A 25,967-nucleotide genomic window follows, 5' to 3' on the forward strand; every position below is an offset into this window, starting at 1 on the left:
GAATTCCTGCAACTATCTGTATAGCGTATACGCGGTGTACCGGGGGCATTGATCAGTCTCTTCAGTTTGGCCATGACATATAGTTGTTGAGGTAATCTCTCAAAGGATACAGCTGGCGGACTTGATCCGGCTTGCCAAAATATTTTTAGTTTACTCAAAGTTCCCTACTTTTGTCTTAACTGATAATCACATCTATCCTGACACTTCACATGTAACCAACCGTATTTCAGAAAAGCAATGTAGCCTGTACCCCAAGCAGCTATGTTATCGTTTTGCCACAACAGGAGTTATCTAAATGCTGATGATATGGAAAACACAGACAAAGCGCTGTTCACGAACCGTCGTGACTTTCTGGGTAAAATGATGCTGGGTGCAACTGCATTAAGTTTACCATCATTAGGGGCCTTACCGCTGTATGCGGCAACGCCGGCAAGCCCTGTTACATTGGGTGGCGAGGATCCGGAAGCCTGGATCAACAAGATCAAGGGAAAACATCGCCTCGTACTGGATGTGCCGGAGCCACATGAAATATTCCCGTTCGCATGGGCGAAGGTATTCCTGTTAACGAATGAGGCAACAGGTGTACCTGAAAAAGACTGTGGCGTGGTGGTCGTATTACGGCACAATGCTATTCCTTACGCCATGAAAGATGAACTGTGGGCGAAGTATAAGTTCGGCGAAGTATTCAAGGCGCAGGATCCGCTCACGAAAGCTCCTGCAACAAGGAATCCCTTCTGGCAGCCGAAAGCAGGCGATTTTAGCGTTCCCGGCATCGGGAATGTGGCTATCGGGATTAACGAATTGCAGGATAGTGGTGTAATGTTTGGCGTCTGCAATATGGCGCTGACAGTCTACAGCGCTATTGTAGCACAACAAACGGGCGGGCAGGCGGAAGAAATTAAAAAAGAATGGATCGGAGGTCTCTTACCTGGTATACAGATAGTACCATCCGGCATATGGGCCATCAGCCGCGCACAGGAAAAGAACTGCGCATATTGTTTCGCCGGTTGATCCGTTAATCATCACCTATGCGACTTGTTGTGATGATGCTGTTCATCTTCTGGACAGTAACGGTGGTTCTTATGCCCATAGCCTGCAGGAATGATAAGGCATATTGGACACCTCCCGATACTGCAGACATTTCTCATACCGCTGCGGGTGAGCTGGTATTATATGGCCGGGAACTCATAGCCCGTACTGCTGTTTACCTGGGGCCGGAAGGCAAGATCGCCAATATCAGTAATGGCATGAATTGCCAGAATTGTCACCTTGAAGCAGGTACTAAATTTCTCGGGAATAACTATGCAGCGGCAGCAGCAAATTATCCCCGTTTCAGGGAACGTAGCGGAATGGTAGAGTCGCTGGAAAAAAAGATCAATGATTGCCTGATCAGAAGCCTGAATGGCACTGCATTGGATAGCAACAGCCGCGAAATGAGGGCGATGATAGCCTATATAAAATGGGTCGGAAAGGATATCGCCAAAGGGCATAGGCCTCCCGGCAGTGGCATTAAGGAATTACCATACCTGCCAAGGGCGGCTGATACAATAAAGGGCAAAATGATCTTTGAACGCGAATGTGTGCAATGTCATGGCCGCGACGGAAGTGGAAAATATGATTCATCCGGTATAAATTATTTGTATCCGCCTTTGTGGGGAATACATAGCTATAATACGGGCGCGGGCATTTTCAGGCTGACAAAATTAGCAGGATTTGTCAAGGCAAATATGCCTTTCGGAAATGCATATCTTAGTGAAGAGGAAGCCTGGGATGTAGCGGCGTATGTAAATTCGCAGTTGAGGCCGGTGAAGGCATTTGAAGGTGACTGGCCACTGTTATCAACTAAACCTGTGGATGTGGCGACAGGGCCTTTCCCTGATACGTTTTCTGTTATACAGCATAAGTATGGGCCATTTGGGCCGATTGTACAGAGCAGGAAGAAAAAGAAATAACCGCTTAAGTACGGTTATTTCTTTCCTGTTCCTCCATTTGCTCGAGTATAATGTCATAAAAAGGCTTGGGTTGGAACTTATCTTCTACAATCCCCCATGGATACATTTTAGCTCGTATGCAATCTACTGGTATCATGTCTCTTGGATGTACTCCTCCTGGAAAGCCATATTTCAGATGATCGACCAGGACATCATCGATTTCCTTGTATTTTGGTTTTCTCTTCCACCACATATATGATTGGTTTTAGTAAAACTACTTAAATTATTAATTGCTTCTTTTTTAAGAATGGTCTTTTTTTCAGAATTTATTTCCATCCAAATGCAGTGCAGGTAAGGGATGCAAGCCATGATTGCAAACCGGAACGCCCAATTGTAGAATGATGTTTTGCGATTCAGTTTTAACCTGCTTGCAACAACGGCTTTTTCAAGTTCCATGATGTAATAGGTTTTTATGATGGTGTCAGTTTGAATAGAGGGAATGCCCTTTTTTTCAAATATTTGCTTAATCCTTGTATAATATACACTAGGGGCAATTAGAACATACAACGCTTCCGGTGATAAAAGCAGAACTGAATTAACAACGGAAACACCGGAAAGAACACAGAACAAATAAAATGAGCAATAGTATGACCAGTGATATTGCTCCGTGCTAAAAAATAAAGTCTGAATGATCGGTACCAGGAAAATGCAAAATGCAGAATAGATCACAAGTAGTGTCGTAAAGCGATCGACACTCTTCTGGTGAAGATTTGCATACTGCTCCAGCCGTTGTTCATTGATCTCAATAATATAGTCGAGATCATAAAAAGATTTATTCCCCATTACAAGAAAATTAACAATCAATAAATGTTCGACAGGGGAATTGAAGAGAAAGTGTGCTATAAAAAAATAGCGGACTCAAAAATAAGGATATTTTATATGCCAAAATAAGCCCACAGAAAATTATCTTAGAATTCTCTTAACATTAAGATAATTTCGGTTTTCTTCTTTTAAATACCAACTTGCCTTGCATAACAGGATTATAATGAAACGTACTTTTCTTTTACAGATAGCAATGATAATAGTTGCTGCACATGCTTGCGCCCAGCAGAAAACAGATGTACAGGCACATCGGGGTGGAAGAGGTTTAATGCCGGAGAATACTATTCCCGCCATGCTGCACGCCGTTGATCTTGGTGTAAGAACATTGGAACTGGACTGTGTGATCTCTTCAGATAACAAGGTGGTCGTGTCTCACGATGTGTACATGTCTGCTGCATTTATCCGGAAACCTGACGGTACTGATATTACGAAGGAGGAGGAGAAGCAGTATGCATTGTACACGATGACCTATGATAGCATCCGTAAATTTGACGTCGGTACAAAACCATACCCGCAATTTCCGGAGCAGGCAAAGATGAAAGTATACAAGCCGCTGCTGGCAGATCTGATCGATAGCGTGGAAGCCTATGTGAAAAAGCATCACCTGAAGCCGGTATATTACAATATTGAAACAAAATGTTCCCCTGATGGCGATGACAAATACCATCCTAAGCCAGACGTGTTTGCCCGAATGGTCATGGATGTGATCAAGAAAAAGAAGATCGCTGACAGGGTAACCATACAATCTTTCGACGTACGTACGTTGCAGGTGATCCACAAGACAGACCCGAAACAAACGCTGGCGCTACTGATCATGAATAAGGAAACTTTTGCCGCTAACCTGGAGAAACTCGGATTTACACCTGCTGTTTATAGTCCTTATTATCTGTTGGTTACACCCGAGCTGGTAAAGGAGGCTCATGATAAAAAAGTGCAGGTTTTACCGTGGACGGTGAATGAAGTAAGCGATATGGAAAAGATGATGTCCCTCCAGGTAGATGGGATTATTTCCGATTATCCCGACAGACTGGTAAAGGTGGCGGGAAGTTATCAGCAGAAATAAATCTTAAAGAGAATACATTAACATAACACTTTCTGAAAGCCCCTGGCGTCGGCAAGGTATCCGGATAAAAGCGCCTGTATCCAAGGTGAATGGCCATAAAAGCGTCTGACTTGGGGCCATTTCACTTTGATACAGGCGCTTTTTACATGAAAGACCAGGGTAAATAATTGATTTTCATGCTTTATATATTGTTTCCACAAAAAAGGTGAGTTGGCGGCCGACAATCGGGATAAATTCTGCATAACTAAAGGATGGATGGGGTACATATATATCTTTAAGTTTATATATTTGTATTAAATAATTCTTTAATGGCATTCCGCGGGTTTCTTCCTTATATCGGCATTGTTGTGTGTTTTGGCGTAATCTACTGGTTAACAATGATGATTCCCAACAATATCTTATACTTAGGTTTCAAGAGCAGTCTGCTGGAGGCAGACAGGAAAACTATTTACCAGGAACACATTTTCACCTATGGTCTCAGCCTGGTATTGTTGGTGCTGAACCTTGCGGAGCTGCTGTCCTCCAAAGAAGACCATTACTGGCTGCGGTTCATCAAATCGGTGCTTACAGTGATCTTTGCCTATGCAGCAGGCGCAGTGGTATTTCTGCTGATGAATACGCAGGAATGGAATATGTATCTCTATGCCAGGGAAATACCTGCCTGGCTATTCTGTGGCATTACCCTGGCTATGACAATTGGCCTCCTCCTGGTTTTGCAGATATTAAGCCCTATGCTCCGCGCCAAAGCGGGGACGGCCTTCCTGGAAGATTACCTCCCTTCCTGGCTCCGTTTTGACAGATAATGCCCGCCCAATAATGAATGTGCAGGATTAGCAGTACCTTTGCCGTTCATTTTTATCTGAATTATGACTTTTGACGAATTAAACCTGAGCAGACCTTTATTGAACGCGTTGAGTGATCTGGGGTATACAACGCCTACCGTCATCCAACAGAAGGTGTTTTCAGTGGTGATGTCTGGGAAGGATGTATGTGGAATAGCCCAGACCGGTACAGGGAAAACTTTTGCGTACCTGCTGCCCTGCCTGCGACAGTTTAAATTTTCCAAAGAACGTTTTCCGCAACTCCTGATCGTGGTGCCTACCCGTGAGCTGGTAGTGCAGGTGGTAGACGCTGTAAAACAGCTGACGCCCTATATGAGTGTGGAAGTTGCGGGCTTTTACGGAGGCGTGAATATGAATCCGCAGATGGAAATTGCGGCTGGTAAACTGGATGTGGTCGTAGCTACGCCAGGGCGCCTGGTGGATATTGTATTGAGTGGTACGCTAAAACTAAAGGCCATCAAGCGGGTTGTGATAGATGAAATGGATGAGATGCTGAACCTGGGCTTCCGTCCGCAGATCCAGCATATACTTGACCTGCTGCCGGTAAAGCGGCAGAATTTACTATTCTCAGCCACTATTACCGAGGAAGTGGAGCAGTTGATCGAGACCAATTTTAATTTCCCGGTGACCGTAGAAGCGGCCCCTGTAGGTACTCCGCTGAAAAACATCAGCCAGACAGGCTACCACGTTCCCAATTTCTATACAAAAGTGAACCTGCTGGAGCTATTGCTGGAAAGGGACAGTTCTATGACGAAAGTGCTGATATTCGTAGCTACAAAGGAAATGGCCAATGAGCTCTATGAACAGCTGGAAGCCAAATATCCTGAAAAGGCGGGTGTGATCCACTCCAATAAAGAACAGAACCATCGTTTTAACACGGTGAAAAAGTTCAAAGACGGCACCTACAGGTTTATCATTGCTACAGATATTATCGCCAGGGGGCTTGACATTGCGGAAGTATCGCACGTTATCAATTTTGATACGCCGGAAATACCCGAAAGCTATTTGCATCGTATCGGTAGAACGGGCCGCGCTGATAAAGACGGTAACGCTATCATCTTCATTGCAGACAGGGAAAGAGAACGCCAGGAAAAGATAGAGGCGTTGATGAATTACCAGATCCCTATATTACCCCTGCCGGAAGACCTCGTGATCTCTGATGTACTGACAGATGATGAAAAGCCGGAAGTGAAGATGAAGAACTTCCTGATAAAACTGCCTTCCAGGGAAGAAGCCGGACCGGCCTTCCACGAGAAGTTGGCGAAGAACAAAAAGGTAAACGTGAAGATCTCTCACGCAGATAAAATGAAGCTGAAGTATGGCAAGCCCAAAACGAGAGGAGCGAAGCCTAAACGGAAAAGATAAAAACAGGATGTGAACGTCCTTATAAGCGCATAAAGGATTCCTAATACATCAGGAACCCGGGAAAAAAGGGCCTGTCTATACAACGGACAGGCCCTTTCTTATAGTGAATTGGTGTATGTTATGGCCACGTATTTTCGCCTTTCTGCATTTTATCCATTACCACCTGGTAGTCGGGTTGTTCACTTTCAGGCGCCAGTACAACTGCCTTATCCATCCATTTCAATGCCTCTTCCCGCTTACCCAGTTTGTATAATAGGTTTGCATAAGTACTCATCGTAAAGGAATTTCTTTCCATGTCCACCGCTTTTTCCATCCATTTTAACGCCTGCTGCAGCAGGCTCGTATCATTCGTTCCTTCAAAAACCTTCTTTGCTATGCTGCTGATCTTTGCCGGTGAGAAGCTGGTGCCGCCTTTACTGAGGTAATCGCTCAGGGTATCGGTCAGTGCCTGATAGTTCCCTGTCTTCTTTACATCGGCATCCATTTCCAGTAACGCCAGGAATTGCCGGCGATGTGGATCTGGGATGGACGTCGTATCTGCATTTTTTAATGCAAGGGCAGGCAGCAGCATTTTACTGCGTTCCTGGGCCGTAAAAGGGGCATGGATCCGGCGTAAGGTTTCGAGGGGCACCTTTATGACTTCCCTGTCGTAGGTGATCAGGCCGTTTTCTTCTATCTCCACATCAAATGGTTCGGTGTAAATGGAGCCAGACTGTCCGGCAGTTTCGTAGGTCTTGAGACGTTTCACCATGGAAGTGTACTTGTCGATCATCTCGGAAGGGGTGATTTTGACATAGCCCCATCCTGCGGCTGCATTCCATTGATGTCCTTTTACAGGAACCCCTACACCGCCCCATTCTCCAAGCACCCTGGCTTTGCCCGGCAGGGCCGGGGCGATTCCCGGACCGGGATAATCGTGTATATCGGCAAGGTCGCTGTTGGCCCATTTGCCGGCAAGGTCCTGCGGACCGTCCTTGCCATAGTTCTCACCGGTATGGCCGTTGATAAGCCGTGTATGGTCCCTTTCCTGTAACCATTGTGTAAGACGGGACTGATCATAAGTATACCATCCTTCATTGAACAATACCCAGCAAATGATAGAAGGATGGTTGTACAGCTGGTCCACATTGGCCTGGTTTTCAGTTTCAAAAGCTGCCCTGGCATCGGGTTCCAGGCTGGCGCAGGTGACCATGTCCTGCCATACCAGCATCCCCAGCTTGTCTGCATGGTAGTACCAGCGGGCCGGTTCTATTTTGATATGCTTGCGGATAGTATTAAACCCCATTCCTTTGATGGCCGCAATGTCAAAGCGGAGGGCTTCATCGGTAGGGGCAGTATAGATCCCGTCCGGCCAGAATCCCTGGTCCAGCACACCGAGATTGTAGGTGTATTTGTTGTTAAGGAAAATGCGTTCCTGTCCTGTGTCGTCCTTCTTTACTTCAATTTTGCGCATACCGAAATAGGATGACACTTTATCTTTTACTGCTCCGTTTTTCACCAGTTTAACAGAGAGATCATAGAGAAAGGGATCTTCCGGGCTCCAGAGGTGCGCATTACGCAGCGGAAGTTTCAATGGCTGATTAGCAGGGCCTTTTACAGAACCTGCCATTTTACCAGCGGTACCGGCTATAGTTTCGATTGTATAATCTGTATCGCCTGAGGTGTTAACAGTAAGCGACAGGTATCCTTCATCCACTTCCGGAGTGATCACCAGGCCGGTGATGGCAACAGCCGGAACGGTTTCCAGCCATACCGTCTGCCAGATGCCGGTAGTGGCTGTATAGCGGATGCCTTTGGGAGCAAGTACCTGTTTCCCGTGGGGATTAGGCCCCTGATCAGTAGGATCGTAGACGGCTGCGACCAGTTCATTCCGGCCACTGACGAGCAGGGGAGTGATGTCGAAGGAGAAGTGCTGGTATCCGCCGGTATGCCGGCCTGCTTCTTTGCCGTTCACATATACCTTCGTTTGCCAGTCCACTGCGCCGAAATGTAGCAATACCCTTTCTCCTTCTTTGGTGGCAGGGCGCTCGAAGCTGCGTTTGTACCAGAGCCGCTGATTGGGTAAAACGGGCTTTTTGACGCCTGATAAGGCCGATTCTACGGGAAAGGGAACAAGGATCTCACCATCAAAGGAGGAAGGTTGTTGTGCCGCCTGGTCAGTAATGGCATATTGCCATAAACCATTCAGGTTAACCCATTGTTCACGCACCATCTGTGGACGGGGATATTCAGGTAATACTTTCGCAGGATTGACCTGACTGGCCCAGCGGGTCTGTATGGCTACGGGCTGCATTTTCCAGGAGGACTGGCCATGACTGCCGGCATAAAGTAAGCAGGAGAGGCCTGATAGCAAAAGGGTTTTTCCGAAACGTTTCATTATAAAGTGCAGGTGGTTTAAGTCAGGCAATATAACTGACCATGCGGCAATGCTGCCGCAGTGCAGGTGTTATATTGGCCGGTCAGAATATCCCGTGGTTGCACTGGCCATTAAATGGTAACACTATTCCCTCCCGAATATGATCTCTCCTTAATCTGTTCATTGAGAACGCAGGTCCTTCAGATGCCATATGCATACTTGCCAGGCAAGGCGTTTGCGATAAACGGTAACATACCTGAAATGCGCTGGTGCTGATAGTACGGATATCATCCCTGAGGGCGCCGGTATAGATGAATCAGCCTGCTTGTTTCTGCGGAATTATACTAATTTGCAATATAAAAGTATAAGTTACTCATGAAGACCATTATCCTGACCGTATTTTTTCTAACCGTGCTTTTACGTCTTATCAGCAGTGTCATTTCCGGTATTAACGAGCGCAAGCTCAAAAAAATGGGCGCTGTGGAGTATGGCAAGCGGAATTCCCTGCTGCTGATAGTTGCGCACGTGCTGTTTTACCTGGCCTGTATTACCGAAGGCACTATGAAAGGCGCATTCTTTTACGACGGTATCAGTTATCTGGGATTGGCAGTCTTTGCAGCGGCTGTTGTTGTTCTGTATTATGTGATCTATTCTTTACGGCATATCTGGACACTGAAACTGATCATTGCACCGGCGGATTATCATACCATCAACAAGTCGGCCTTATTCAGGCTGGTGAGGCATCCTAACTATTATCTCAGTGTGTTGCCCGAGCTGGTGGGCTTTGCATTGCTCTTTCATGCGTGGATAACATTGGTAATTGGAATGGCCATTTACCTGGTCCCCCTGCTTACCAGGATACGGGAAGAAGAGAAGGTAATGAAGTTGCAGTTTAACGATTATTAATATAAAGGCGCTGATGCAAACAGCGCCTTTTTTATGTCTGTTTATGACGAAATGATATTTGTCATAGTCGCCTGTTCTGTATTTAGTAGTTTTGAGGCGTAAATTGAATGTACTGATGGATGATTTTATAGCTGCCAGGTCGCAGATGGCGTTATCATTAGGGTTTCATATCGTATTCTCCTGTATAGGGATGGTGATGCCCTTTTTCATGGCCGTTGCGCATTTTTACTGGCTCAGGACCAACGATGTTGTATACAGGAATATCACGAAGGCATGGAGTAAGGGAGTGGCTATCTTTTTTGCCACGGGAGCGGTATCGGGTACGGTGCTTTCTTTTGAACTGGGCCTGTTATGGCCGGAGTTCATGAAGCATGCAGGGCCGATATTTGGTATGCCGTTTTCGCTGGAGGGAACGGCTTTTTTCATTGAGGCGATCGCGTTAGGTTTTTTCCTGTATGGGTGGGGACGGTTCAATAAATGGTTCCACTGGTTCACCGGTGTGGTAGTAGGTGTGAGCGGGCTGGTATCCGGCATACTGGTCGTTGCAGCCAATGCATGGATGAACAGTCCGGCTGGCTTCGATTATGTAAACGGGCAATACCTGAACATAGATCCGATCAGGGCCATGTTTAATGATGCCTGGTTCTCGCAGGCGCTGCATATGTGTATTGCTGCCTTTGCGGCCACGGGGTTTGCTGTAGCAGGTATTCATGCGCTGATGATCCTCAGGAAAAAGAATGTGCGTTTTCATATGCAATCGTTCAGGATAGCGGCTGTTTTCGCCTGCGTGGCTGCCTTGTTGCAACCTCTTAGCGGAGATATTTCTGCAAAGGATGTGGCTAAGAGGCAACCAGCCAAGCTGGCCGCCATGGAGGCGCATTTTCATACAGAGGCAGCTGCACCGCTCATTGTAGGTGGTATACCTGACAGTAAGGCGAAGGAAGTTAAATACGCACTTAAACTACCTGGTATGCTCAGTTTCATGGTGCATAGCGACTTCCGGACACCTGTTACTGGACTGGACAAAATTCCCGAACAGGATCAGCCGCCGGTAGCCATTACGCACTATGCTTTCCAGGTGATGGTAGGTTTAGGTATGCTGATGCTGGCCATATCCCTGTGTTATTTTGTGGCGATCTGGAAAAAGCGCAGCTGGCTGCGGCATAACTGGTTGTTACGCCTGTTTGTGCTGGCAACACCGATGGGATTTATTGCCGTGGAAGCAGGATGGACAGTAACGGAGGTGGGACGTCAACCCTGGATCATTAATGGTATCATGCGAACCGCAGATGCGGTAACGCCAATGCCAGGCATTGTGTACTCCTTCTATATATTCACAGCAGTGTATATTTCGCTGTCGCTGATCGTAACATTCCTGCTGTACCGGCAGATAAAAATGGTGGATAAGTTGTATGATGTTTCACCCTCAGTTTAAAATTCAGTGTCATGATTTACGTAGTGATCGCATTTTTATGGGCAGCCATTTTATTATACATATTACTGGGTGGTGCAGACTTTGGAGCAGGTATTATTGAATTATTTACATCCAGCAAGAACAAGCAATATACGCGTACCACCATGTACCAGGCCATAGGCCCGGTATGGGAGGCCAACCACATGTGGCTGATCATCGCTATCGTGGTGTTGTTTGTAGGTTTTCCGGAAATATATACCACGGTGTCCACGCATCTGCATATTCCGCTGGTCATCATGTTATTTGGTATCATCGCCAGGGGAACGGCTTTTACTTTCAGGCACTATGATGCTGTGGTAGACAATATGCAAAAGGTATATAACAGGATCTTTGTGTATTCCAGCTTTGTGACGCCATTCTTCCTGGGAGTGATTGCAGCGAGTGCCGTATCTGGCAGGATAGATACAGGAGCGGCGGATTTTCTTTCGGCTTATATCTTCAGCTGGTTAAACTGGTTTTCGGTAATGGTGGGCTTTTTTACAGTAGCTATTTGCGGTTACCTGGCAGCTATCTTCATCATAGGTGAAACAAGAGATGATGCCAGCCGTATCCGTTTTATACGCAAGGCCAAACAGATGAATGTAGCAGCTGTAGTATTCGGTGCATTGGTGTTCTGGGCTGCGCATGCAGAAGACATCCCGCTGGACGAATGGCTCTTTGACAATGCCGTAGGCGTGGCGGCGCTGACCGCGGCAATACTCTCACTGATATTGTTGTGGTACCTGCTGTTAAAGAAGGGGAAGGTCTATATTATCCGCGTATTGGCAGGGTTCCAGGTTACCATGATCCTGTTGGCTATCACCCTGCGTCATTACCCTAATATCGTGATCCTGAAAGGAGGGCAGTATCTTTCCCTGATGGAACATGCAGGGCAGGAGAAAACGATATGGTCTTTGGGTATGGCTTTGTTGCTGGGCAGTGTGTTTATCCTGCCGGCCCTGTTTTACCTGATCTATAGTTTCCAGAAGAATAAAGGAGAATGGCATTAGTTTCGGTCCCGGATAGGTGACTTGTCACCATCAAAATAAAGAGAGCCTGTATCAATAGATGCAGGCTCTCTTGCTATTACCGTCTTTTACAACCAGCTTACTGGTTTTCGATCTCAAACTTTACAGTACCAATAAAACTGAAGGGCAACTGCTTGCGTGGCATGTTGACCAGGGAGAATATATGCTCGTTGATAGTGCCGTATATATCCTGTTTGCCATACAGGAATATAATTGTATTGTGCGCCGATAATGAATCATGATTGATCAATGGTGTGAGATCGTGTTTAAAGTATTCACTGAACGAAACACCACTGATGATCTCTTCAGGTTTCATTGTATGGGTAAAAGAGGCATGCTCCAGGAAGTCGCTGTCGAAATCCAGGCCTACAGCGTTGCCGAATCCCGATTGACTGTTGCCGTCTTCATCATACGTCACTTCCAGGTAATTATGCAGTTCTTTCTCATGGTTAAAATTAGCCAGCCAAACTGCAACAACATATTGTGCTTTCGTAGTCATAATAAATATGTTTTGCCTTGTTAAAAAGATATTAAAAAACAGCTTCATTGCCGGTTATATTGTAGTGCTTGCAAAAACGGTTCCAGATGTGTTAGCTGTTCTTTACCAGTGCTTTATGTGTTGCAGGGAACCGGTACATTAAACGTGTTTTTACAGTGGGATGGGGCAATGAACATGCAAGAATGTAAATATTGCTGCCGCTTACTGCAGATAAATGAGCAGTTGGATATGAGATAAACAGTAAACCAATGTGGGCATTCTCCGCATAGCAGGTTTCCTGAGGCTCCGTTAGGAGCCACCGCGTTTGTAGCGCGGGTTGACAACCCCGGGACGCGTTTGTAGCGCGGGAGAATGTCGCTGCGGGGCGTGTTTGCAGCCGGAGGCAACAACCCCGGGAAAATGAATATTCGGGGAATACAAGTACCCCGTAGTGACTTATATATGGATCTTAGTTATGCATTAAATATTTCTATTGTATATTCTTTACCGTTAGAAGAAAGCGTGATTAATGAGGCACTTTGCCGTTAGAAAAAGGCTGATTTTAAATATATTCTTGCCCGTTATAAACTGACCGGTCTATTTTTTATCAGCCAGATTTATTTTATAATAAATTAACACATTAAGAAAATTTACGTATATTTATTTTGTATATTAGATATTGATAGTCTGGCTTTTGAGGCGAAAAAAAAGTTTTATTACACGTATAATATTTTAACTTCGCCCTCGTTTTGGAGAAAGTACTTTTGCTTGTTTTTTGAAAACTTTTAAAAAAAAAGGGGGTATTGTTATAAGTTAAATGCATTGCAGAGAAGAATTGCCAATTTTTAGAGAAAATCCAGAGTAAAACAACATTAAGGGAAATTTTAATATTTAAACCATATCGCTAGGCCGCTTGCAGGGGGAATATGCAAGAACGCGGCTTGCATGACCATAACATTATAGAAAAACCATGAAAATCAGACATGACTACCGCCGGCATACGCTTATTGCCGCAGCAGCACTCCTTTCGTTTATTGTAGGATGTAAGAAAGAAGCAGATGAAAGCATTGATAAGACGATCGGGAATTCAGCAACAAGTGTCACCACCACAACAGGAAGGACATTTACATTAGTACCGGATGCATACGGAAGATTGGTTATAAACAATTCGACAGGAACTTATAAACCAGGTGACGTTATCATTTTGAAGGGGACCTTTAAAGCGGTTTTCATTTCTAACATGAGCGGAACAGCATCTGCTCCTATTACTTTCCAGAACCCATCAGGCTCCGTTTCCTATTTTGGGGATCCTGCCTGGGCAGGAGGAGGTTATCCATGTGCATTTGATTTTTCTAATTGCCATTACATTAAACTGGGTAGTCCGAATGGTAAAGCTTATTTTGTGATCAATGGTTCTACCACGACTGCAAGAGAGGCCTATTTCAACATTCACCTGGGCAATCATACTGACAACTTCGAGATCTACAACCTGAGCATCAACAATGGTGGTACCGGTATCGTAGCGAAGACAGAGCCTGTTAGTACTGATGCATTATCTGTATATCCTAATTCTACCATGTATAACCTGAGCATTCATGGTATTTCCATCAACAATACCAGGAATGAAGCGATGTACCTGGGGCATACTGCCACCTATTGGGACCTTACAGCCGGTGTGCCTTACTATGGTACTACATCAGGTATGGTTGCTGGTCACAAGTATGTACAGCCAATCAAATGGAATGGTGTAAAGATTTACAGCAACATTGTATCCAACAGTGGTCTGGATGGTATTCAGACAGCTGCGATGGACAACGTGGAGATCTATTCCAACACGGTGACCAACTGGGCTACACAGCACAATTCTGCACACAATGGCGGTATCCTGATCGGAGGACGTACAATGGGCACTTACACACACGACAACATTGTTCGCAATGGCTGGGGTGAATTGTGCCAGTTCTACGGTTCCGGCACCAATCACATTATCAAAAACAACCTGTTTGCTGATAACATAGGTGATGGTGTGAGTATGAGAGGAGCTGCAGGTGCTGCTGTACAATTCCTGAACAACACAGTGGCCAACACAGGTGGTAACAACCTGCGTATCAATGGCTATACTGGTCAGACAGGCAAGAACATTGTAAACGGTAACGTGTTCATTGCTCCGCTGAAAGGCGTTGGCACAATCTATCCTAAGTATTATATCTATCTGGAGAATGGTGCGGTAGTGTCTGAAGGCACGGGCACACTGGCAAACTTTAAGTTCGCTACTGTAGCGGCTTCCGGTACCACTGCTACTAACTATTACCAGATCACCAACAAGACGCTCACAAGTGGTTACACATCCGGGTATGTGAAATTATACTAGAGTGCACAATTACGGATTAGCATCATGATTGAAGTGCTGCGGGAAATAGTCCCTGCCATGTTCTCCATGATGCTAATCCGTATTTTTTTCCTGTTATTATTGGTTGTCTACCTGTGCTTCCACTACCTGCTGGATGCTGGCGGGCACGTTAGACAAGAGATCATAGCCGGTTGCGGCTTCTATCGCATCTACACTGGTACGGTAGTTTTTCCAGTCTGTTCCTATGCTGTTGATGTTGGGCGTATTTACCGCGATCACCCGTGTAGAAGAGCTGATACGGCTAAGGTCATTATTGCCGTTCGCGATAACGACAATTACTTTCCAGACATTGGATGGTACTGTTACATGACCATTGTCTATAGTGGTTGTTGTACCACCGTTACTCCCGGTACCACCGGTGCCATAGCTCCCCATTATTACATATACTTCATTGCCTGCTGTTACGAGCGAGCGGGTATAGATTTCCAGGTTATTCCATGTCTGCTGATTATTCTGTGGCGCCTGTGGGATCATGTTGGTCATCAGGAAGGTGGAAGAATTGGCTGTAACGGTCGATGTTCTGTCGCCCGACGGACAATTATGCCCCCTGTCAAAACCACTGCCCGAATAACTGGTGGCGCCTACCTGGTACCATCCCGAAGGCAGGCTGGTATTAGCTCTGAAATCGTCCTGGCGTGGCGCACTTCCCAGATCGGAACTGCTGATATGCCAGCTTACCCAATTAGGGGTTCCTCTGACACTATTGTATGACTCTATGTAATATGTCTGATCCATCAGGTAGTTGGTAGAGTAGGAGGTACTGCTCACAGCTCCACTCGGATTGCCGAGCAACAGGTGACTGTCGTCGCCTGGCGTGCCACCACCACCGGAAGTGCCCGTACTGATGCTAATGTTGTCAATGTTGATACGGTTGCTGCCACCGGATACTTTACGGATGGATAAGCGGATGTTGCCTGTTACACTGAGGGTGAAGGTTGCCGTTTGCAGGCTTGTCGAAGATGTTGTAACGGTGCTGCCTGTCTGTGTGTAAGTGCTGCCACCATCAGTGGAGATCCACAGCTGCCAGGTACTGCTTCCGTCAGTGCCAAATACCGCGTGCGAAATGGTGATGGTGTTGGCGCCGGAGGCATTGAAGTTCATGGTGAGAGATCCGGTATTTCGGATACGGGCAGCAGCTGCGCCGGTTTTTACATCTGTTGACAGATTGCCGATAAGCGCATCATTGAAATACCAGCTACCGCTACCAAGGATTACGTTGGCGGCAGCGTACGCAGTTTTAGTGCCCGATTCAAAATCTTCAGAGAGAGACACAGTCGCCGCAGTTACCTCATTTACCACACCTTTTACGGGTGGCGCCGGACGTGGCGTGATCTCTTCTTTTGTACAGGATGCAATAGTGAAGGAAATGACTGCTATCAATAGCAGCCGCGGGGAAAGGGTTTTCATGGTGATTTGAGTTTTGTGACTGTTCTAAAGGTAGATATACTGCCGGCAATAGGGATCAGTTTTGTATTAGTTTTCAATAAAATAATATTAGACGGAAGTTGCTCAAACGTTTACTAACCGTGCTCATTAAAACAACCCGGGCTTATAACAAAATTTTAGCATTTGGCCTGGCGAGGTGAGCGGGAAACTTATATAATTCAGCTATATATGTAAGGAACGATTGACGTGTGTGGAGCAGGCACATTTTCCGTTAGTGTGCGCTTCCTGTTGAATAAGCAGGAGACCGGACCCGGCCCGACCTTCCTGGCATATACGATTTTAATAGTGCCAATGTAGACATTTCCGCAGTTATTGTGAACAAACTTGCCTGGTAAAAAAATAAGAGAGGCTGTTCGCCGGAGCAGAACAGCCTCTTGCCATCAATCACGCCAGATAGATTATTGCGTTATTGTTATCTCAGTTCCCTGATTCCAGTGCTTGTATTCTGGCATATAATACAGGTAGGTGGTGCTCGCTTTTCCCCTGTATTTACCAGCAATTTCAGCCTTGAGATCAAGATTGATCTCTTTGGTTTCTTCCGCTGCAAATCCCATCCAGTACAACACCAGGTAATTGTCAAAGATCTCATAATAGGCCACCCGGTTTTTTTCCATGATCTCTTTTAACTGCCAGGGCTGTACGGTTAATCCGCCCGGTATCCCGATCTTGGCTATGCTCATGGGTTGCAGATAGTCTTTGATGTTCTTTACCTCCACTTGTAGTCTTACGGTTTCACCTACTCTGGTACTGGCAGTAGACAGGCGCGTAGATAGTTTCAGCTCTGCTTCAGGATTATCCGGTGGCAGCAAAGTATAATAAGCCAGTTCCAGCTGATACGGGATCGCCTCTTTTTCATCCGTGTATCTTACAGAGAAAGTATTGTCCCCTTCTTTAATGTTGGTGATGATATTCCTGCCTGCAGGGGTTGCCTCATTATTAACTTTTATTTCCATTTTTGATGCAGCTGATATCTCACCCATCAGTCGTCTGTATTCAACAATGGCCTGCAGCGCAAGTATCGTGGCCTGTGTAGAGCCATATCCATAGTAGCTCTTTTCAGCCAGTATGCGGGATATTATATTGGCAATAGCGCCGAGGTCGGGAGATTTTTCTCTCGCAAGCGCAAGGGCATACAGCGACATTGTCTCTACCCGCAGCGATGCCGCTCTTGAATTCGTTACACTGGTTTCTGACTGGAGCTTCGTTTCCTGTAATGCTCTCATCAATTGAGAAAAATCTTTTTCATGCTTCATATTGCTGGCAGCAAGCGCCATCATGGCCAGCTGATAGGCATCTTTACTGTTCAAAGCCTGTTTAACAGCCGTTTCATATTCCAGTTGTATCTCGCTTCCGATACCGGCCTGCGTAAGTGCATATACAATATAGATGTTGGCGATCTTATCGGGTACTGCGGCAAAGGCGTCGTACCCGTTTTTAGCAATGGTGAATGTACCTTTGCCATCCCTGCGGTTTAACAGGAAGCTCTTTGTACGGTCCAGCATTTTTTTATCGACCTTAATGAACTCCTGCATGTCGGTGAATTCCAGCAGTCCGTAAGCAGTGAGCGCCTCGTGTGCGGGTGTTTTACCAAACCATTCAAATCCATTTTCAGCTGTTTCAAATCCAATCAGGCGCTGGTACCCATTTTTGATATAGGTCAGTGCCTTGTTCTCCACTTCAGGGTTGCTTTTATTAAAAGAACGAAGATATTTCAGGATGTAAATATTCGGATAGGTGCTGGAAGAAGTCTGCTCAAAGCAACCGCGGGGCTCTCTTAGCATAGATTCTATATCATTCAGCAGCTGTCCTTCGAAATTGTTGAACACTTTTAATTCTGTTGCCAGGCTACCGGCCATCATGTTGCTGATCGTGAAGTTGGTGCTGGTAACTTTATTCCCCGAAATGGTAGTAATGACGGGGAAGCCATTACTGTTCACTGTTACCGGCAGAGACAACTTTTCTGTGGTCGTTGCTGTAGTAACAATAAACGTGATGTCTCCTTTTACGACATCTGTGGCTTTGACAGGAATGAGCACCTGCATGGCGCTGTCAGCAGGAACCTTGACGGTACTGTCATACTTACCTGCCACCATATTGCCCGGCAGCACCATACTGATACTGGCAGCCATGTCCTTGCTACTGCTGTTCCTGATAACGAGCGGAATAAGTGCATTGTCTCCAACGGTCATATAAGGAGGTATTTTGGCATCTACACTCATCGGTGGTTGCACGGCATATGTCATTTCTGTTCTGCCAGGCTTACCGTTATAACCAATGCCTTCGGCGATAGCGCGGAAAGTGGTAGTAGCGTCCGAATTATAGAACTCTATTTTTGCATCTCCGTTCCTGTCTGTCTGCACCACAGGATTCCAGTAAATTGTTTCCCTGAAATCATCCCTTTGCGTTGTTTCAGGAGAATAGTATTTGGGTGCATAGAAGCGTCTTGCTATAGTATAGGCATCATTCTTCACCTGTACAGATTGTGAGGCATAATAGTAGGTGCGATCCAGGTTGATAATGGTTCTTGGATTTTTGGCGTTCCTGGTAGTGACGAGAACCACGCCATTAGATCCTCTGCTGCCAAATATGGCAGTGGCATCAGCCCCTTTGAGTACGTCTATGCTTTCAACATCAACAGCGGTGACAGCATCATCCAGGTTAGCGACAGGAATACCATTTACGACGTACAAGGGCTGATCTGATCCGGAAATGGAGTTGAGGCCCCTGATCTTTACCTGGGGCGCATTACCAGCGGCTCCGGTGGCGCCGGTGATGAGTAAGCCGGCTACCCTGCCCTGCAATTGGGTGAGTGGATTGGCCGCGCTTATCTCCTCTGCTTTTATTGTTACAACAGATCCTGTGTTCAGGCGTTTCGTTTCGTTGAAGTAACCGACAACCACGACTTCCTGCAGCGCTTTATCACCGTCAAGCGCGAGGGGATTATCAAATTTGTTGACCGCTTTGTTACGTGGCGCATCTTTCCGTTCAGGCATGCCATTTATTGCCAGTAAGGGTGGAGGCAGGCGGTCGTCATCGTCAAAAGGATCTTTTGTCTTCCTGGCGGGCAAGGGTGCATAACCGGTGCCCTGTTCCAGTATCTTGATGGTAATGGGCTCTTTCTTACGGGCAGAACGGGCTATGAGGTGGTAGTTCAGGGCCGGCGTAATATCCGTAAAGAAAAACAAACCATCATCACCTGTAGTTTGTTGTACCGCATTGCCATTGGCATAAAGGTTTTTATCTATACCACTGACAAGATATACCGTTGCCTTTGCCGGATGGCCATTTTTATCCACGATCACGCCGCTGAGTACATTGTTCAGGTCAGGATTATATTTTGGCTTACCTGTTTTCTCGATATAATCAATATAGTCGAAGTAGCGGTAGCCATGTGTCAGCATGACGAGGTCCAGTGAAGGTATGGCCGCCTTTTCTTCTTCTTTGAAATAGAACTGCGGTTCCTCTATCTTACCATGCAGCTCGGAGCTCATCAGCAACCAGGAGAGGATATGGTCCTGTTTATCGTCGGCGAGCGACCATAACTTATCGTCTATTACCGAGAGTGAGAAATTGGATGCTACAGGTTTCCCGTTTTCATCCAGCGTTTTAAGACGAAGGGTCACCTTTTCACGGGGGAGATATTTACTCTTGTCGGCAGTCATTTTTACCTGCAGTATCCTGTTGGGATGCAGGAATACTATTCTCTCTGCAAGTGGGATACGTTGTTCATTCGTAATGGTGAACCTTGCAATACCAGTGGGGAAATCCACCGGGTCTACATCGATCAGCTGTTCTCCCTTTTTAAGTGAGATCTCCTTACGATAATATACATCGTCCCTGCTCTGGCCGATCAGCCTTATTTTCATGTCCTGCGTGGCATTTATTTTGAACTGTAACAGTTTTTCCTTTCTGTCGATGTTCATCACGAGGCCTTTTTTTGCAGCGGCCGGAAGGTCAAAAGGCTGTTTTATTCCCGAAGGGGAAATAACCTTTGCACTGTAGGTCTTACCTGCCTGCGGGGTGAAAGCGAATTGCCCCATGCCATCGTGATAGCTGTCAAATGTAGCGGCTACATTTCCCTGGTTGTCGAGCACTTCACCTTTTACGTCGGCCGGTTTACCAAACTCATTGACTGCTCTGAAGGCAATATTGGTGGGGATGTTTTCAATGAAAGTACCTCCCTCCGGCATAAACTGCAGGTCGATCTTATTCAGCGTAATAGGAATGCTTCTTGAAATGGCTTCTGTATAGGCGCCATAGTTGACGGTAATGTTCAGCATACCATCACTTGTATTCAGATCGGCCGGTAGTTTGAAGATGATGTTTGCCCTTCCTGCTGCATCAGTTTTAGCCTTTGCATTTTCAATGCTTTTTCCCCCGACAGATACGGTGTATTTTATTTCATAGTTCGGAATGACTTTGCCGTATAGATCGCGGATGGAATAAGCAGCAGTCACTTCATCACCGGGGCCATAGCCTTTTTTTGGGAAGTCCAGTTTCATCAGTACCCGGGGAGAGATCACTTTTTGCAGGGTGAGCTCTTTAGTGAACCAGGTCGATTCCTTTTCGTTCCGCATCCAGTTGGTATAAGCTCTAATCTTATACACGCCACCGGTGGCCGACGGGCCAAATGCATAATGTCCTTCTGCATATCCTTCCTCTACCCTGATGTTCAGCTTCTCCAATATACTGCCTGAAGGTCCCACTATCTCCACGTACACAACACTACTGATCACAGACACCAGCTGGTTCTTCGCATTTACCAGGTAGACCTTAAAGAACAGGTCATCACCGGGTTTAAAAAACACATGGTTGGTCTGTATGTAGATCTTCTCTTTATTGTCATTATATGCGGCCAGTTGCGCATTCCCTTTGCTCATGAAGGCAAGCAGGAACAGCATCAATAAGGTATAAGTCTTTTTATAGTGCTTCATGGGTCTTAGAATTGGAGGGTGACATTAAATCCATACGTTTTTACAGCAGGCAGGTTAAAGAAATCCAGGCCTGTTGTATTGGGTTGGTCAAGCAGCAGCTGATCCGGATCTGCTCCTTTATAGGCTGACCACAGCAGGATATTGTTCACATAAGTGGATAAGGTGAACAACTGTTTATTGCGATGAAGACTGAATCTGTAAGTCAGAATAACGTTATTAAGTCGCAGGTAATCCGTTTTTTGCACATATGCTGCTGCTACACCTGACAATCCATACCTGGTCCAGCGGTTCTTTTCCACTGGCTGGGAAGCATCATAGAAGTTGACGGGTATATCATTTACATGACCGTTTTGCTGTACGCCCTGGAATACATAGTTAGTAATACCTCTCTCCGCGCCGCTAAGAGCAGATCTTCCATAGTAATCAAGGGCTGCCTGTGTGCCATTCCAGGTCTCACCACCTTTCTTCCATTCCCAGTTGGCCTGCAGTGTGAATTTCTTCCAGCTCAGGCTATTATTAAATTTGACTACAAAATCCGGTATAGGATTACCAATGACCTGTGGTGTAGGATCTACAAGAGGAAAGCCGTCATCCCCGATCACTGTCTTGCCGGAAGCGTCTTTTAAGTAAGTGCTGCCAACGATTACCCCTAGTGGTTGTCCCTGTACAAGTGCTTTATGAACATTACTGAATCCGGCAATTGGCGTGAAATTGCCTCCCTCATTCACACGTGTTACAATGGTATTGTATGCAAAGAAAGACAGTCCGCCGGAGAGACCAATGGTTCTTCTGAAACTGTTGTTATTGGCGCGTATCGAGACTTCGATTCCTTTATTTCTCAGGTCTGCCATGTTCTTCAGTTGGAGCATTCCATTGCTGTAAACAGGGAAAACATCGTTACGGGTATTTTTAATATAAACGTTGGCGTACATCTGTAGCACATATTCGTAATCCAGGCTAATGCCTCCGGTCCATTCCCTCCGGTTGACAGGCGTAAGCCCTTTATAGCCGGCGGCCTCTGTAACAGGTCGATAGCTAAATACCTTTTCCGTAGAATATTGCAGCAGATTGGTATACGCCAGCGATCTGTCGATAGCCAGTTCACTACTGACTTCATGATAGGAGGATGAAATATTCAGATTGACGCTGGGTAGTACAGAGAATATTGTTATGGCCGCGTCTAAGGCAGGCAGGACAAAGTCAGGCTTTGATGCCGTATTGGAAAGATAGAATTTATTTCCGGCGTTTACTTTTAATTCAATGCCATCCGCCGAGTGAAAGGTGTTGTTAAGCGTAAAAAAGACATCGTGCGATGAACGTTGATAATTATATCGTATATCGTCTGGCGTATACCTGATATGGGTATTCGCATTGCCATAAGTGTAATATAGCCCCAGCAGGGAGTTAAATTCATCATTATTATATTGGATATTGTAGACCCCCTGTGACTGCAGCAGGTAGTTCAGGTCTCTTTTGTTCCTGTCTGTATACATACCACTGGCCCAGTCCGTAGTACCTGGCTTATAGCTTTCCGCTGTGTTTTCCAGTACATGCTGAAGGGATTGGGTAAGTTTAACATCAAACCGGGGCGTCCGCAGGCCTAAAATAAGGCCCCCGTTCTGCTCTGTGAAACGGTAACGATTGTTGTTATCTTCCATCAGATACCATGGATTATCAGCCTTGTTACTATAACTACGTTGTGCATCTCCAAGCGCAGTACCTTGTATGTTACTGAAAGATGCAGGTGTAAGCAACGCGTTCTGATAAGCCCTGTTCAGGAAGCCTGTTCTGTTACCGTTCGAAAGATGGTCATGGTTGTACAGATAGGTCGCTTTGATGTTCAACCATTTAATGCTGGTTCCGACATCTGCTGCCAGTGCCTGTGAGATCTTGTTATGTTCTTTAATGATCGTGTTCTCATTCGCCTGTCCCAGTTTCAGACCGAAGTTCCAGGTACGTTTACCATACCTGAACAATTCTCCCGATAGCTTCAGCTGATGGGAATGGGCAACGGCTGTTCTGAAGATGCTGTTATTATATGCAGTAGCAGGCTTCCCGTTCCCTGTGCTCTGCGCAACAAGTTTACCACCCTGGTCATAGGGGTAATTGCTGCCGTCAAATTCAAGTGTATGGATACCGGGGCCATAACTGAACATTTCTCCCGTTTCTGGTCCTCTCCAGGTGGCAGATCCATTAAGGGAACGCCCCTGGACATAATCTGTTTGCAGTTCCGGTAGCCGGTTATGGGCTTTGACCTCTACAGTTCCGCTATATTTGGTTGAAATGGAAAGATAGCGTGTATACTGTGGTAATATCTGCAGATGGTTATCAGACAGTTTTATACGCCTGACGGGAAAGTTAGGGGAGAAGGGGCCTTTCAGCTTCAGAAGGGTATTTCTACTATTACTGATTGAGTCCACAGGGTCAATGCTACCTCTGAGTTTTCTTACCTGCTCCATATAGTCCCGGGATATAATGGGTTCCACACTGCTTTTTACCTGCGCGGCTGCAAGGGAGGGAAATAAAAGAAGGAGTAAAGTAAATTTCAAGGTATCAGTTTTTAGGTGATATAAATATAGTGATTCCGGTGGTCCATGTTCCGGCTGTATGATGCGGAGGAAAACCGGATTCCATAAAACGGGGGAAAAAATATAAAAGAATGGTTATTAGGGCATAGGAGGATGCCCTGCCGAAAAGCCAATAACTTTAAGGCAGGGCATTCAATATTTATATCCGACGGCAGGTAAATTACACCTGTTTACTTGACTGGATAAATGCTTACTTTGCCGGTATCCGTGTTCATGCAGTCGCAGTATGCTTTCATTGCCTGCACCCGTTGTGCTTCCTGTATCAATGCCTGTCTTTTTGCGGGGGCGTCTGTCTTGTTAACTTTGGAAAAGAAGTCGGGCAATTGCAGCCCTGCAATCTGTCCTTGAATATCATTTTCAGATAGCGTATCCAATGTGAGGCTTATGGCCTGGCTCTCCGATGTAATGAAGCTGGTACGGGCAAAATACAATTGCGGGCTGCTTTTATTCTCTCCGATAGCAACAATATATGCCCTGACATTTGACAGTTAGTTTGCTGGGCCTCACGCCTTCGGCCATTCCTAACAGCATATCTATATTATGCCATCCGAAGGTATTGATGTCTATTGTATACAGGACACTTTCCTCATTGAAAGCAACCTTAATTTTTTACAAGCATTTTCCTGTAACCAAACCAGCCTGCAATGATCACAATGATGAATGGCCAGCAGGTAAGCAGGAATACGAAAAGATTGCTGAGCGTTTCTGCACCTGTAGCCAGGGCTGTCAGTATCCTTGTGCCAAAGCCGGCACGGGTAGCTTTCTCCGGATTAACGATAACCTGTATATCTGCCTGTTGTGGCTGAAACAGCTGCACAGAGAAGGTGGCATAATGTACATCATCAAGGATTGCCAGGTTGGCAATTCTACGGTCTGTGGCAGCGTCCTGGCGCTGGTCCTGGTAAGTGGCCACATCCAGGGTAGTACCTTTTGCTGCAGGCTTTAATGCAGCAGCTTGGGGTGCATCGTTCTTTAATGAATTGGAAAGATACAGCAGTGTTTTGTCCTCATCTTTCAGCGTCCGATAATCGATGAAGGTAGCCATGGCCGTCAATGTATGCACGACAGAATCGAGGCTGGCCGCGGGTACACGTAAAGTGAGATTGGCCGTAGGCGTGTACAGTTGTATACGCTTTAAAGAATCTGCAGAATAAGGTACGTCCTGCGTCATAGCTACATCATTGTGCATGGTGCTTTCAGCAATCATACCGTTTACGCCTGTGACGGTATGCTCCAGCACTGACAAAGAGTTGAAAACATTGCTGACACGGCATCGTACATCGGCTGTCCGCACCCTTTTCCGGGAGGGTGAATCGAGTGCGGTAATGTCATTGGATAGACCAGTGGAATCGGCCGTCGCTACAAAAGATTCTTCCTCTTTTGAAAGACCTGAGGGCGCGCTTGAACATGCAGCGGCCAGCATGACTGGCGCCACTAAATATAGGGGAATACGCATAAATGGTGTTTACATTTTATACGCTAAAAGGGCAAAGGTAACCCGTGAAAGAAATGTTAAAGTGAAAGAAACAGTACGTATGAATTGGAACCCTTTTTGTGATGATAGACCAATAAACCTTTTAAGATGACAGATAATAAATCAAAACAGGAAGAGCAGAAACCTGTACAGCCGGATACCGGAACGCAACAGCCTATCGATGAACAGGCGGAAAGATATATAAAAGAACCAGTCCGTATAGAAGATGTGCCTACTGCCGAAGAGCAAAAAGAGGCGGAAGATAAAATAAAAAAGAGCTGATATGGTGAGAGTGTTCTTTAATCCTGATTATACCCTGGATTCTCCATTGATCGGTGATGAAGTGAAGATTGAGAACCTGCAGCATATTGCAGATGTGGATGTCAACAGCCTGCAGGAAGCATTTGAGATCTGTCAGAATGCTGACCAATTCTGGACCGGCAGGGCTGAGGTGAAGCCGGATCCAATTGTAGCAGATGGTACCCGGTCTGTAGCGCCGGGAGATGTGCTGGAATTTGAAGGAGAATGGTACCTGGTAGGACCGGCCGATTTCCAGCGGATCTGACTACATTGTTTCCAGTTCTATTAATTCTCCGATCTCTTTTGCCCGTGGGGTGAGTTGCTCTCCTTCATACCAGTTTTCATTGCCATTCTCATCGGTCTTAATACTGATATTCAGGTGACCGTCCTCCCCGGCTACATATACCAGGAATGCCCGCTGTTTCCCGGTATCCTCTACATCTACCCGGGTTTCCTCCCCCTTATAGGTGATATAAAATGTTTTGCCGTTCATCGTTTTATCCTTTACTTA

General features: G+C 45.9%; 20 protein-coding genes. 11 read left to right on the plus strand and 9 right to left on the minus strand.

Features of this window, described 5'->3' with window-relative positions; translation table 11 throughout:
• Positions 1-306: 306 nt before the first annotated feature.
• Both MYF79_RS12795 and MYF79_RS12800 read left to right on the plus strand, forming a co-directional pair.
• On the plus strand, positions 307-1,011 hold the full coding sequence (locus MYF79_RS12795) for a hypothetical protein (protein ID WP_247814245.1): 705 nt from the start codon (positions 307-309) through the stop codon (positions 1,009-1,011).
• 17 nt (positions 1,012-1,028) lie between these two features.
• Entirely contained in the window at positions 1,029-1,952 is a 924-nt protein-coding gene (locus MYF79_RS12800) for a c-type cytochrome (protein WP_247814246.1), read from the plus strand.
• Between the two features lie 171 nt (positions 1,953-2,123).
• Here the strand turns inward: MYF79_RS12800 and MYF79_RS12805 are convergent, their stop codons facing one another.
• The gene (locus MYF79_RS12805) at positions 2,124-2,774 is read right to left on the minus strand and encodes a hypothetical protein (RefSeq protein WP_247814247.1); all 651 of its coding nucleotides are present in this window, start codon (positions 2,772-2,774) and stop codon (positions 2,124-2,126) included.
• 202 nt (positions 2,775-2,976) lie between these two features.
• On the opposite strand from MYF79_RS12805, the gene MYF79_RS12810 reads away from it, so the two are divergent.
• The 3 genes from MYF79_RS12810 (at position 2,977) to MYF79_RS12820 (ending at position 6,083) form a co-directional block, all read left to right on the plus strand.
• Positions 2,977-3,876, plus strand: coding sequence for a glycerophosphodiester phosphodiesterase family protein (locus MYF79_RS12810; RefSeq protein WP_247814248.1), 900 nt, complete (start codon positions 2,977-2,979; stop codon positions 3,874-3,876).
• Positions 3,877-4,253: 377 nt separating this feature from the next.
• The gene (locus MYF79_RS12815; RefSeq protein ID WP_247814249.1) at positions 4,254-4,679 is read left to right on the plus strand and encodes a hypothetical protein; all 426 of its coding nucleotides are present in this window, start codon (positions 4,254-4,256) and stop codon (positions 4,677-4,679) included.
• Positions 4,680-4,742: 63 nt separating this feature from the next.
• Positions 4,743-6,083, plus strand: coding sequence for a DEAD/DEAH box helicase (locus tag MYF79_RS12820; RefSeq protein ID WP_247814250.1), 1,341 nt, complete (start codon positions 4,743-4,745; stop codon positions 6,081-6,083).
• 118 nt (positions 6,084-6,201) lie between these two features.
• Here the strand turns inward: MYF79_RS12820 and MYF79_RS12825 are convergent, their stop codons facing one another.
• Positions 6,202-8,460 (minus strand): sugar-binding domain-containing protein, encoded by a 2,259-nt coding sequence (locus MYF79_RS12825; protein WP_247814251.1) that lies wholly within the window; start codon positions 8,458-8,460, stop codon positions 6,202-6,204.
• A 354-nt stretch (positions 8,461-8,814) separates the two neighbouring features.
• Between MYF79_RS12825 and MYF79_RS12830 the strand changes: the two genes are divergently transcribed.
• The 3 genes from MYF79_RS12830 (at position 8,815) to MYF79_RS12840 (ending at position 11,808) form a co-directional block, all read left to right on the plus strand.
• Entirely contained in the window at positions 8,815-9,345 is a 531-nt protein-coding gene (locus MYF79_RS12830; RefSeq protein ID WP_247814252.1) for an isoprenylcysteine carboxyl methyltransferase family protein, read from the plus strand.
• 115 nt (positions 9,346-9,460) lie between these two features.
• Complete coding sequence (locus tag MYF79_RS12835) at positions 9,461-10,780, plus strand: cytochrome ubiquinol oxidase subunit I (RefSeq protein ID WP_247814253.1); 1,320 nt, start codon at positions 9,461-9,463, stop codon at positions 10,778-10,780.
• A gap of 11 nt (positions 10,781-10,791) precedes the next feature.
• Positions 10,792-11,808 carry a cytochrome d ubiquinol oxidase subunit II gene (locus MYF79_RS12840; protein WP_247814254.1) on the plus strand — a complete coding sequence of 339 codons (1,017 nt, stop codon included), beginning with the start codon at positions 10,792-10,794 and terminating at the stop codon, positions 11,806-11,808.
• Between the two features lie 97 nt (positions 11,809-11,905).
• On the opposite strand, the gene MYF79_RS12845 is transcribed toward MYF79_RS12840, so the two are convergent.
• The gene (locus MYF79_RS12845; protein ID WP_247814255.1) at positions 11,906-12,325 is read right to left on the minus strand and encodes an immunity 22 family protein; all 420 of its coding nucleotides are present in this window, start codon (positions 12,323-12,325) and stop codon (positions 11,906-11,908) included.
• Positions 12,326-13,274: 949 nt separating this feature from the next.
• Here MYF79_RS12845 and MYF79_RS12850 point away from each other — a divergent pair.
• On the plus strand, positions 13,275-14,675 hold the full coding sequence (locus tag MYF79_RS12850; protein WP_247814256.1) for a right-handed parallel beta-helix repeat-containing protein: 1,401 nt from the start codon (positions 13,275-13,277) through the stop codon (positions 14,673-14,675).
• A gap of 96 nt (positions 14,676-14,771) precedes the next feature.
• Here the strand turns inward: MYF79_RS12850 and MYF79_RS12855 are convergent, their stop codons facing one another.
• The 5 genes from MYF79_RS12855 to MYF79_RS12875 form a co-directional block, all read right to left on the minus strand.
• Positions 14,772-16,121: a DNA/RNA non-specific endonuclease gene (locus MYF79_RS12855; RefSeq protein WP_247814257.1), complete on the minus strand. Its 1,350-nt coding sequence runs from the start codon at positions 16,119-16,121 to the stop codon at positions 14,772-14,774.
• Positions 16,122-16,558: 437 nt separating this feature from the next.
• Positions 16,559-21,094 (minus strand): TonB-dependent receptor plug domain-containing protein, encoded by a 4,536-nt coding sequence (locus tag MYF79_RS12860; RefSeq protein ID WP_247814258.1) that lies wholly within the window; start codon positions 21,092-21,094, stop codon positions 16,559-16,561.
• 5 nt (positions 21,095-21,099) lie between these two features.
• Positions 21,100-23,643, minus strand: a complete 2,544-nt coding sequence (locus tag MYF79_RS12865; protein ID WP_247814259.1) for a hypothetical protein — start codon at positions 23,641-23,643, stop codon at positions 21,100-21,102.
• Positions 23,644-23,852: 209 nt separating this feature from the next.
• A complete protein-coding gene (locus MYF79_RS12870; protein ID WP_247814260.1) occupies positions 23,853-24,113 on the minus strand; it encodes a hypothetical protein in 261 nt (86 codons plus the stop codon).
• Positions 24,114-24,283: 170 nt separating this feature from the next.
• Positions 24,284-25,138 carry a DUF4349 domain-containing protein gene (locus tag MYF79_RS12875; protein ID WP_247814261.1) on the minus strand — a complete coding sequence of 285 codons (855 nt, stop codon included), beginning with the start codon at positions 25,136-25,138 and terminating at the stop codon, positions 24,284-24,286.
• Between the two features lie 126 nt (positions 25,139-25,264).
• On the opposite strand from MYF79_RS12875, the gene MYF79_RS12880 reads away from it, so the two are divergent.
• Positions 25,265-25,438, plus strand: coding sequence for a hypothetical protein (locus MYF79_RS12880; RefSeq protein WP_247814262.1), 174 nt, complete (start codon positions 25,265-25,267; stop codon positions 25,436-25,438).
• A 1-nt stretch (position 25,439) separates the two neighbouring features.
• Positions 25,440-25,721: a hypothetical protein gene (locus MYF79_RS12885; RefSeq protein WP_247814263.1), complete on the plus strand. Its 282-nt coding sequence runs from the start codon at positions 25,440-25,442 to the stop codon at positions 25,719-25,721.
• Here MYF79_RS12885 and MYF79_RS12890 read toward each other — a convergent pair whose 3' ends face one another.
• Complete coding sequence (locus tag MYF79_RS12890) at positions 25,722-25,949, minus strand: hypothetical protein (RefSeq protein ID WP_247814264.1); 228 nt, start codon at positions 25,947-25,949, stop codon at positions 25,722-25,724.
• Positions 25,950-25,967 lie beyond the last annotated feature (18 nt).

Origin of the sequence: Chitinophaga filiformis (genome assembly GCF_023100805.1) — a bacterium.
GTDB lineage: Bacteria > Bacteroidota > Bacteroidia > Chitinophagales > Chitinophagaceae > Chitinophaga > Chitinophaga filiformis_B.

Excerpts from the sequence above, each read along its gene's own strand:
- MYF79_RS12795 (WP_247814245.1), top strand. The coding sequence starts at position 307 with ATGGAAAACACAGACAAAGCGCTGTTCACGAACCGTCGTGACTTTCTG.
- MYF79_RS12800 (WP_247814246.1), top strand. The coding sequence starts at position 1,029 with ATGCGACTTGTTGTGATGATGCTGTTCATCTTCTGGACAGTAACGGTG.
- MYF79_RS12805 (WP_247814247.1), bottom strand. The coding sequence starts at position 2,774 with ATGGGGAATAAATCTTTTTATGATCTCGACTATATTATTGAGATCAAT.
- MYF79_RS12810 (WP_247814248.1), top strand. The coding sequence starts at position 2,977 with ATGAAACGTACTTTTCTTTTACAGATAGCAATGATAATAGTTGCTGCA.
- MYF79_RS12815 (WP_247814249.1), top strand. The coding sequence starts at position 4,254 with ATGATGATTCCCAACAATATCTTATACTTAGGTTTCAAGAGCAGTCTG.
- MYF79_RS12820 (WP_247814250.1), top strand. The coding sequence starts at position 4,743 with ATGACTTTTGACGAATTAAACCTGAGCAGACCTTTATTGAACGCGTTG.
- MYF79_RS12825 (WP_247814251.1), bottom strand. The coding sequence starts at position 8,460 with ATGAAACGTTTCGGAAAAACCCTTTTGCTATCAGGCCTCTCCTGCTTA.
- MYF79_RS12830 (WP_247814252.1), top strand. The coding sequence starts at position 8,815 with ATGAAGACCATTATCCTGACCGTATTTTTTCTAACCGTGCTTTTACGT.
- MYF79_RS12835 (WP_247814253.1), top strand. The coding sequence starts at position 9,461 with ATGGATGATTTTATAGCTGCCAGGTCGCAGATGGCGTTATCATTAGGG.
- MYF79_RS12840 (WP_247814254.1), top strand. The coding sequence starts at position 10,792 with ATGATTTACGTAGTGATCGCATTTTTATGGGCAGCCATTTTATTATAC.
- MYF79_RS12845 (WP_247814255.1), bottom strand. The coding sequence starts at position 12,325 with ATGACTACGAAAGCACAATATGTTGTTGCAGTTTGGCTGGCTAATTTT.
- MYF79_RS12850 (WP_247814256.1), top strand. The coding sequence starts at position 13,275 with ATGAAAATCAGACATGACTACCGCCGGCATACGCTTATTGCCGCAGCA.
- MYF79_RS12855 (WP_247814257.1), bottom strand. The coding sequence starts at position 16,121 with ATGAAAACCCTTTCCCCGCGGCTGCTATTGATAGCAGTCATTTCCTTC.
- MYF79_RS12860 (WP_247814258.1), bottom strand. The coding sequence starts at position 21,094 with ATGAAGCACTATAAAAAGACTTATACCTTATTGATGCTGTTCCTGCTT.
- MYF79_RS12875 (WP_247814261.1), bottom strand. The coding sequence starts at position 25,138 with ATGCGTATTCCCCTATATTTAGTGGCGCCAGTCATGCTGGCCGCTGCA.
- MYF79_RS12880 (WP_247814262.1), top strand. The coding sequence starts at position 25,265 with ATGACAGATAATAAATCAAAACAGGAAGAGCAGAAACCTGTACAGCCG.
- MYF79_RS12885 (WP_247814263.1), top strand. The coding sequence starts at position 25,440 with ATGGTGAGAGTGTTCTTTAATCCTGATTATACCCTGGATTCTCCATTG.
- MYF79_RS12890 (WP_247814264.1), bottom strand. The coding sequence starts at position 25,949 with ATGAACGGCAAAACATTTTATATCACCTATAAGGGGGAGGAAACCCGG.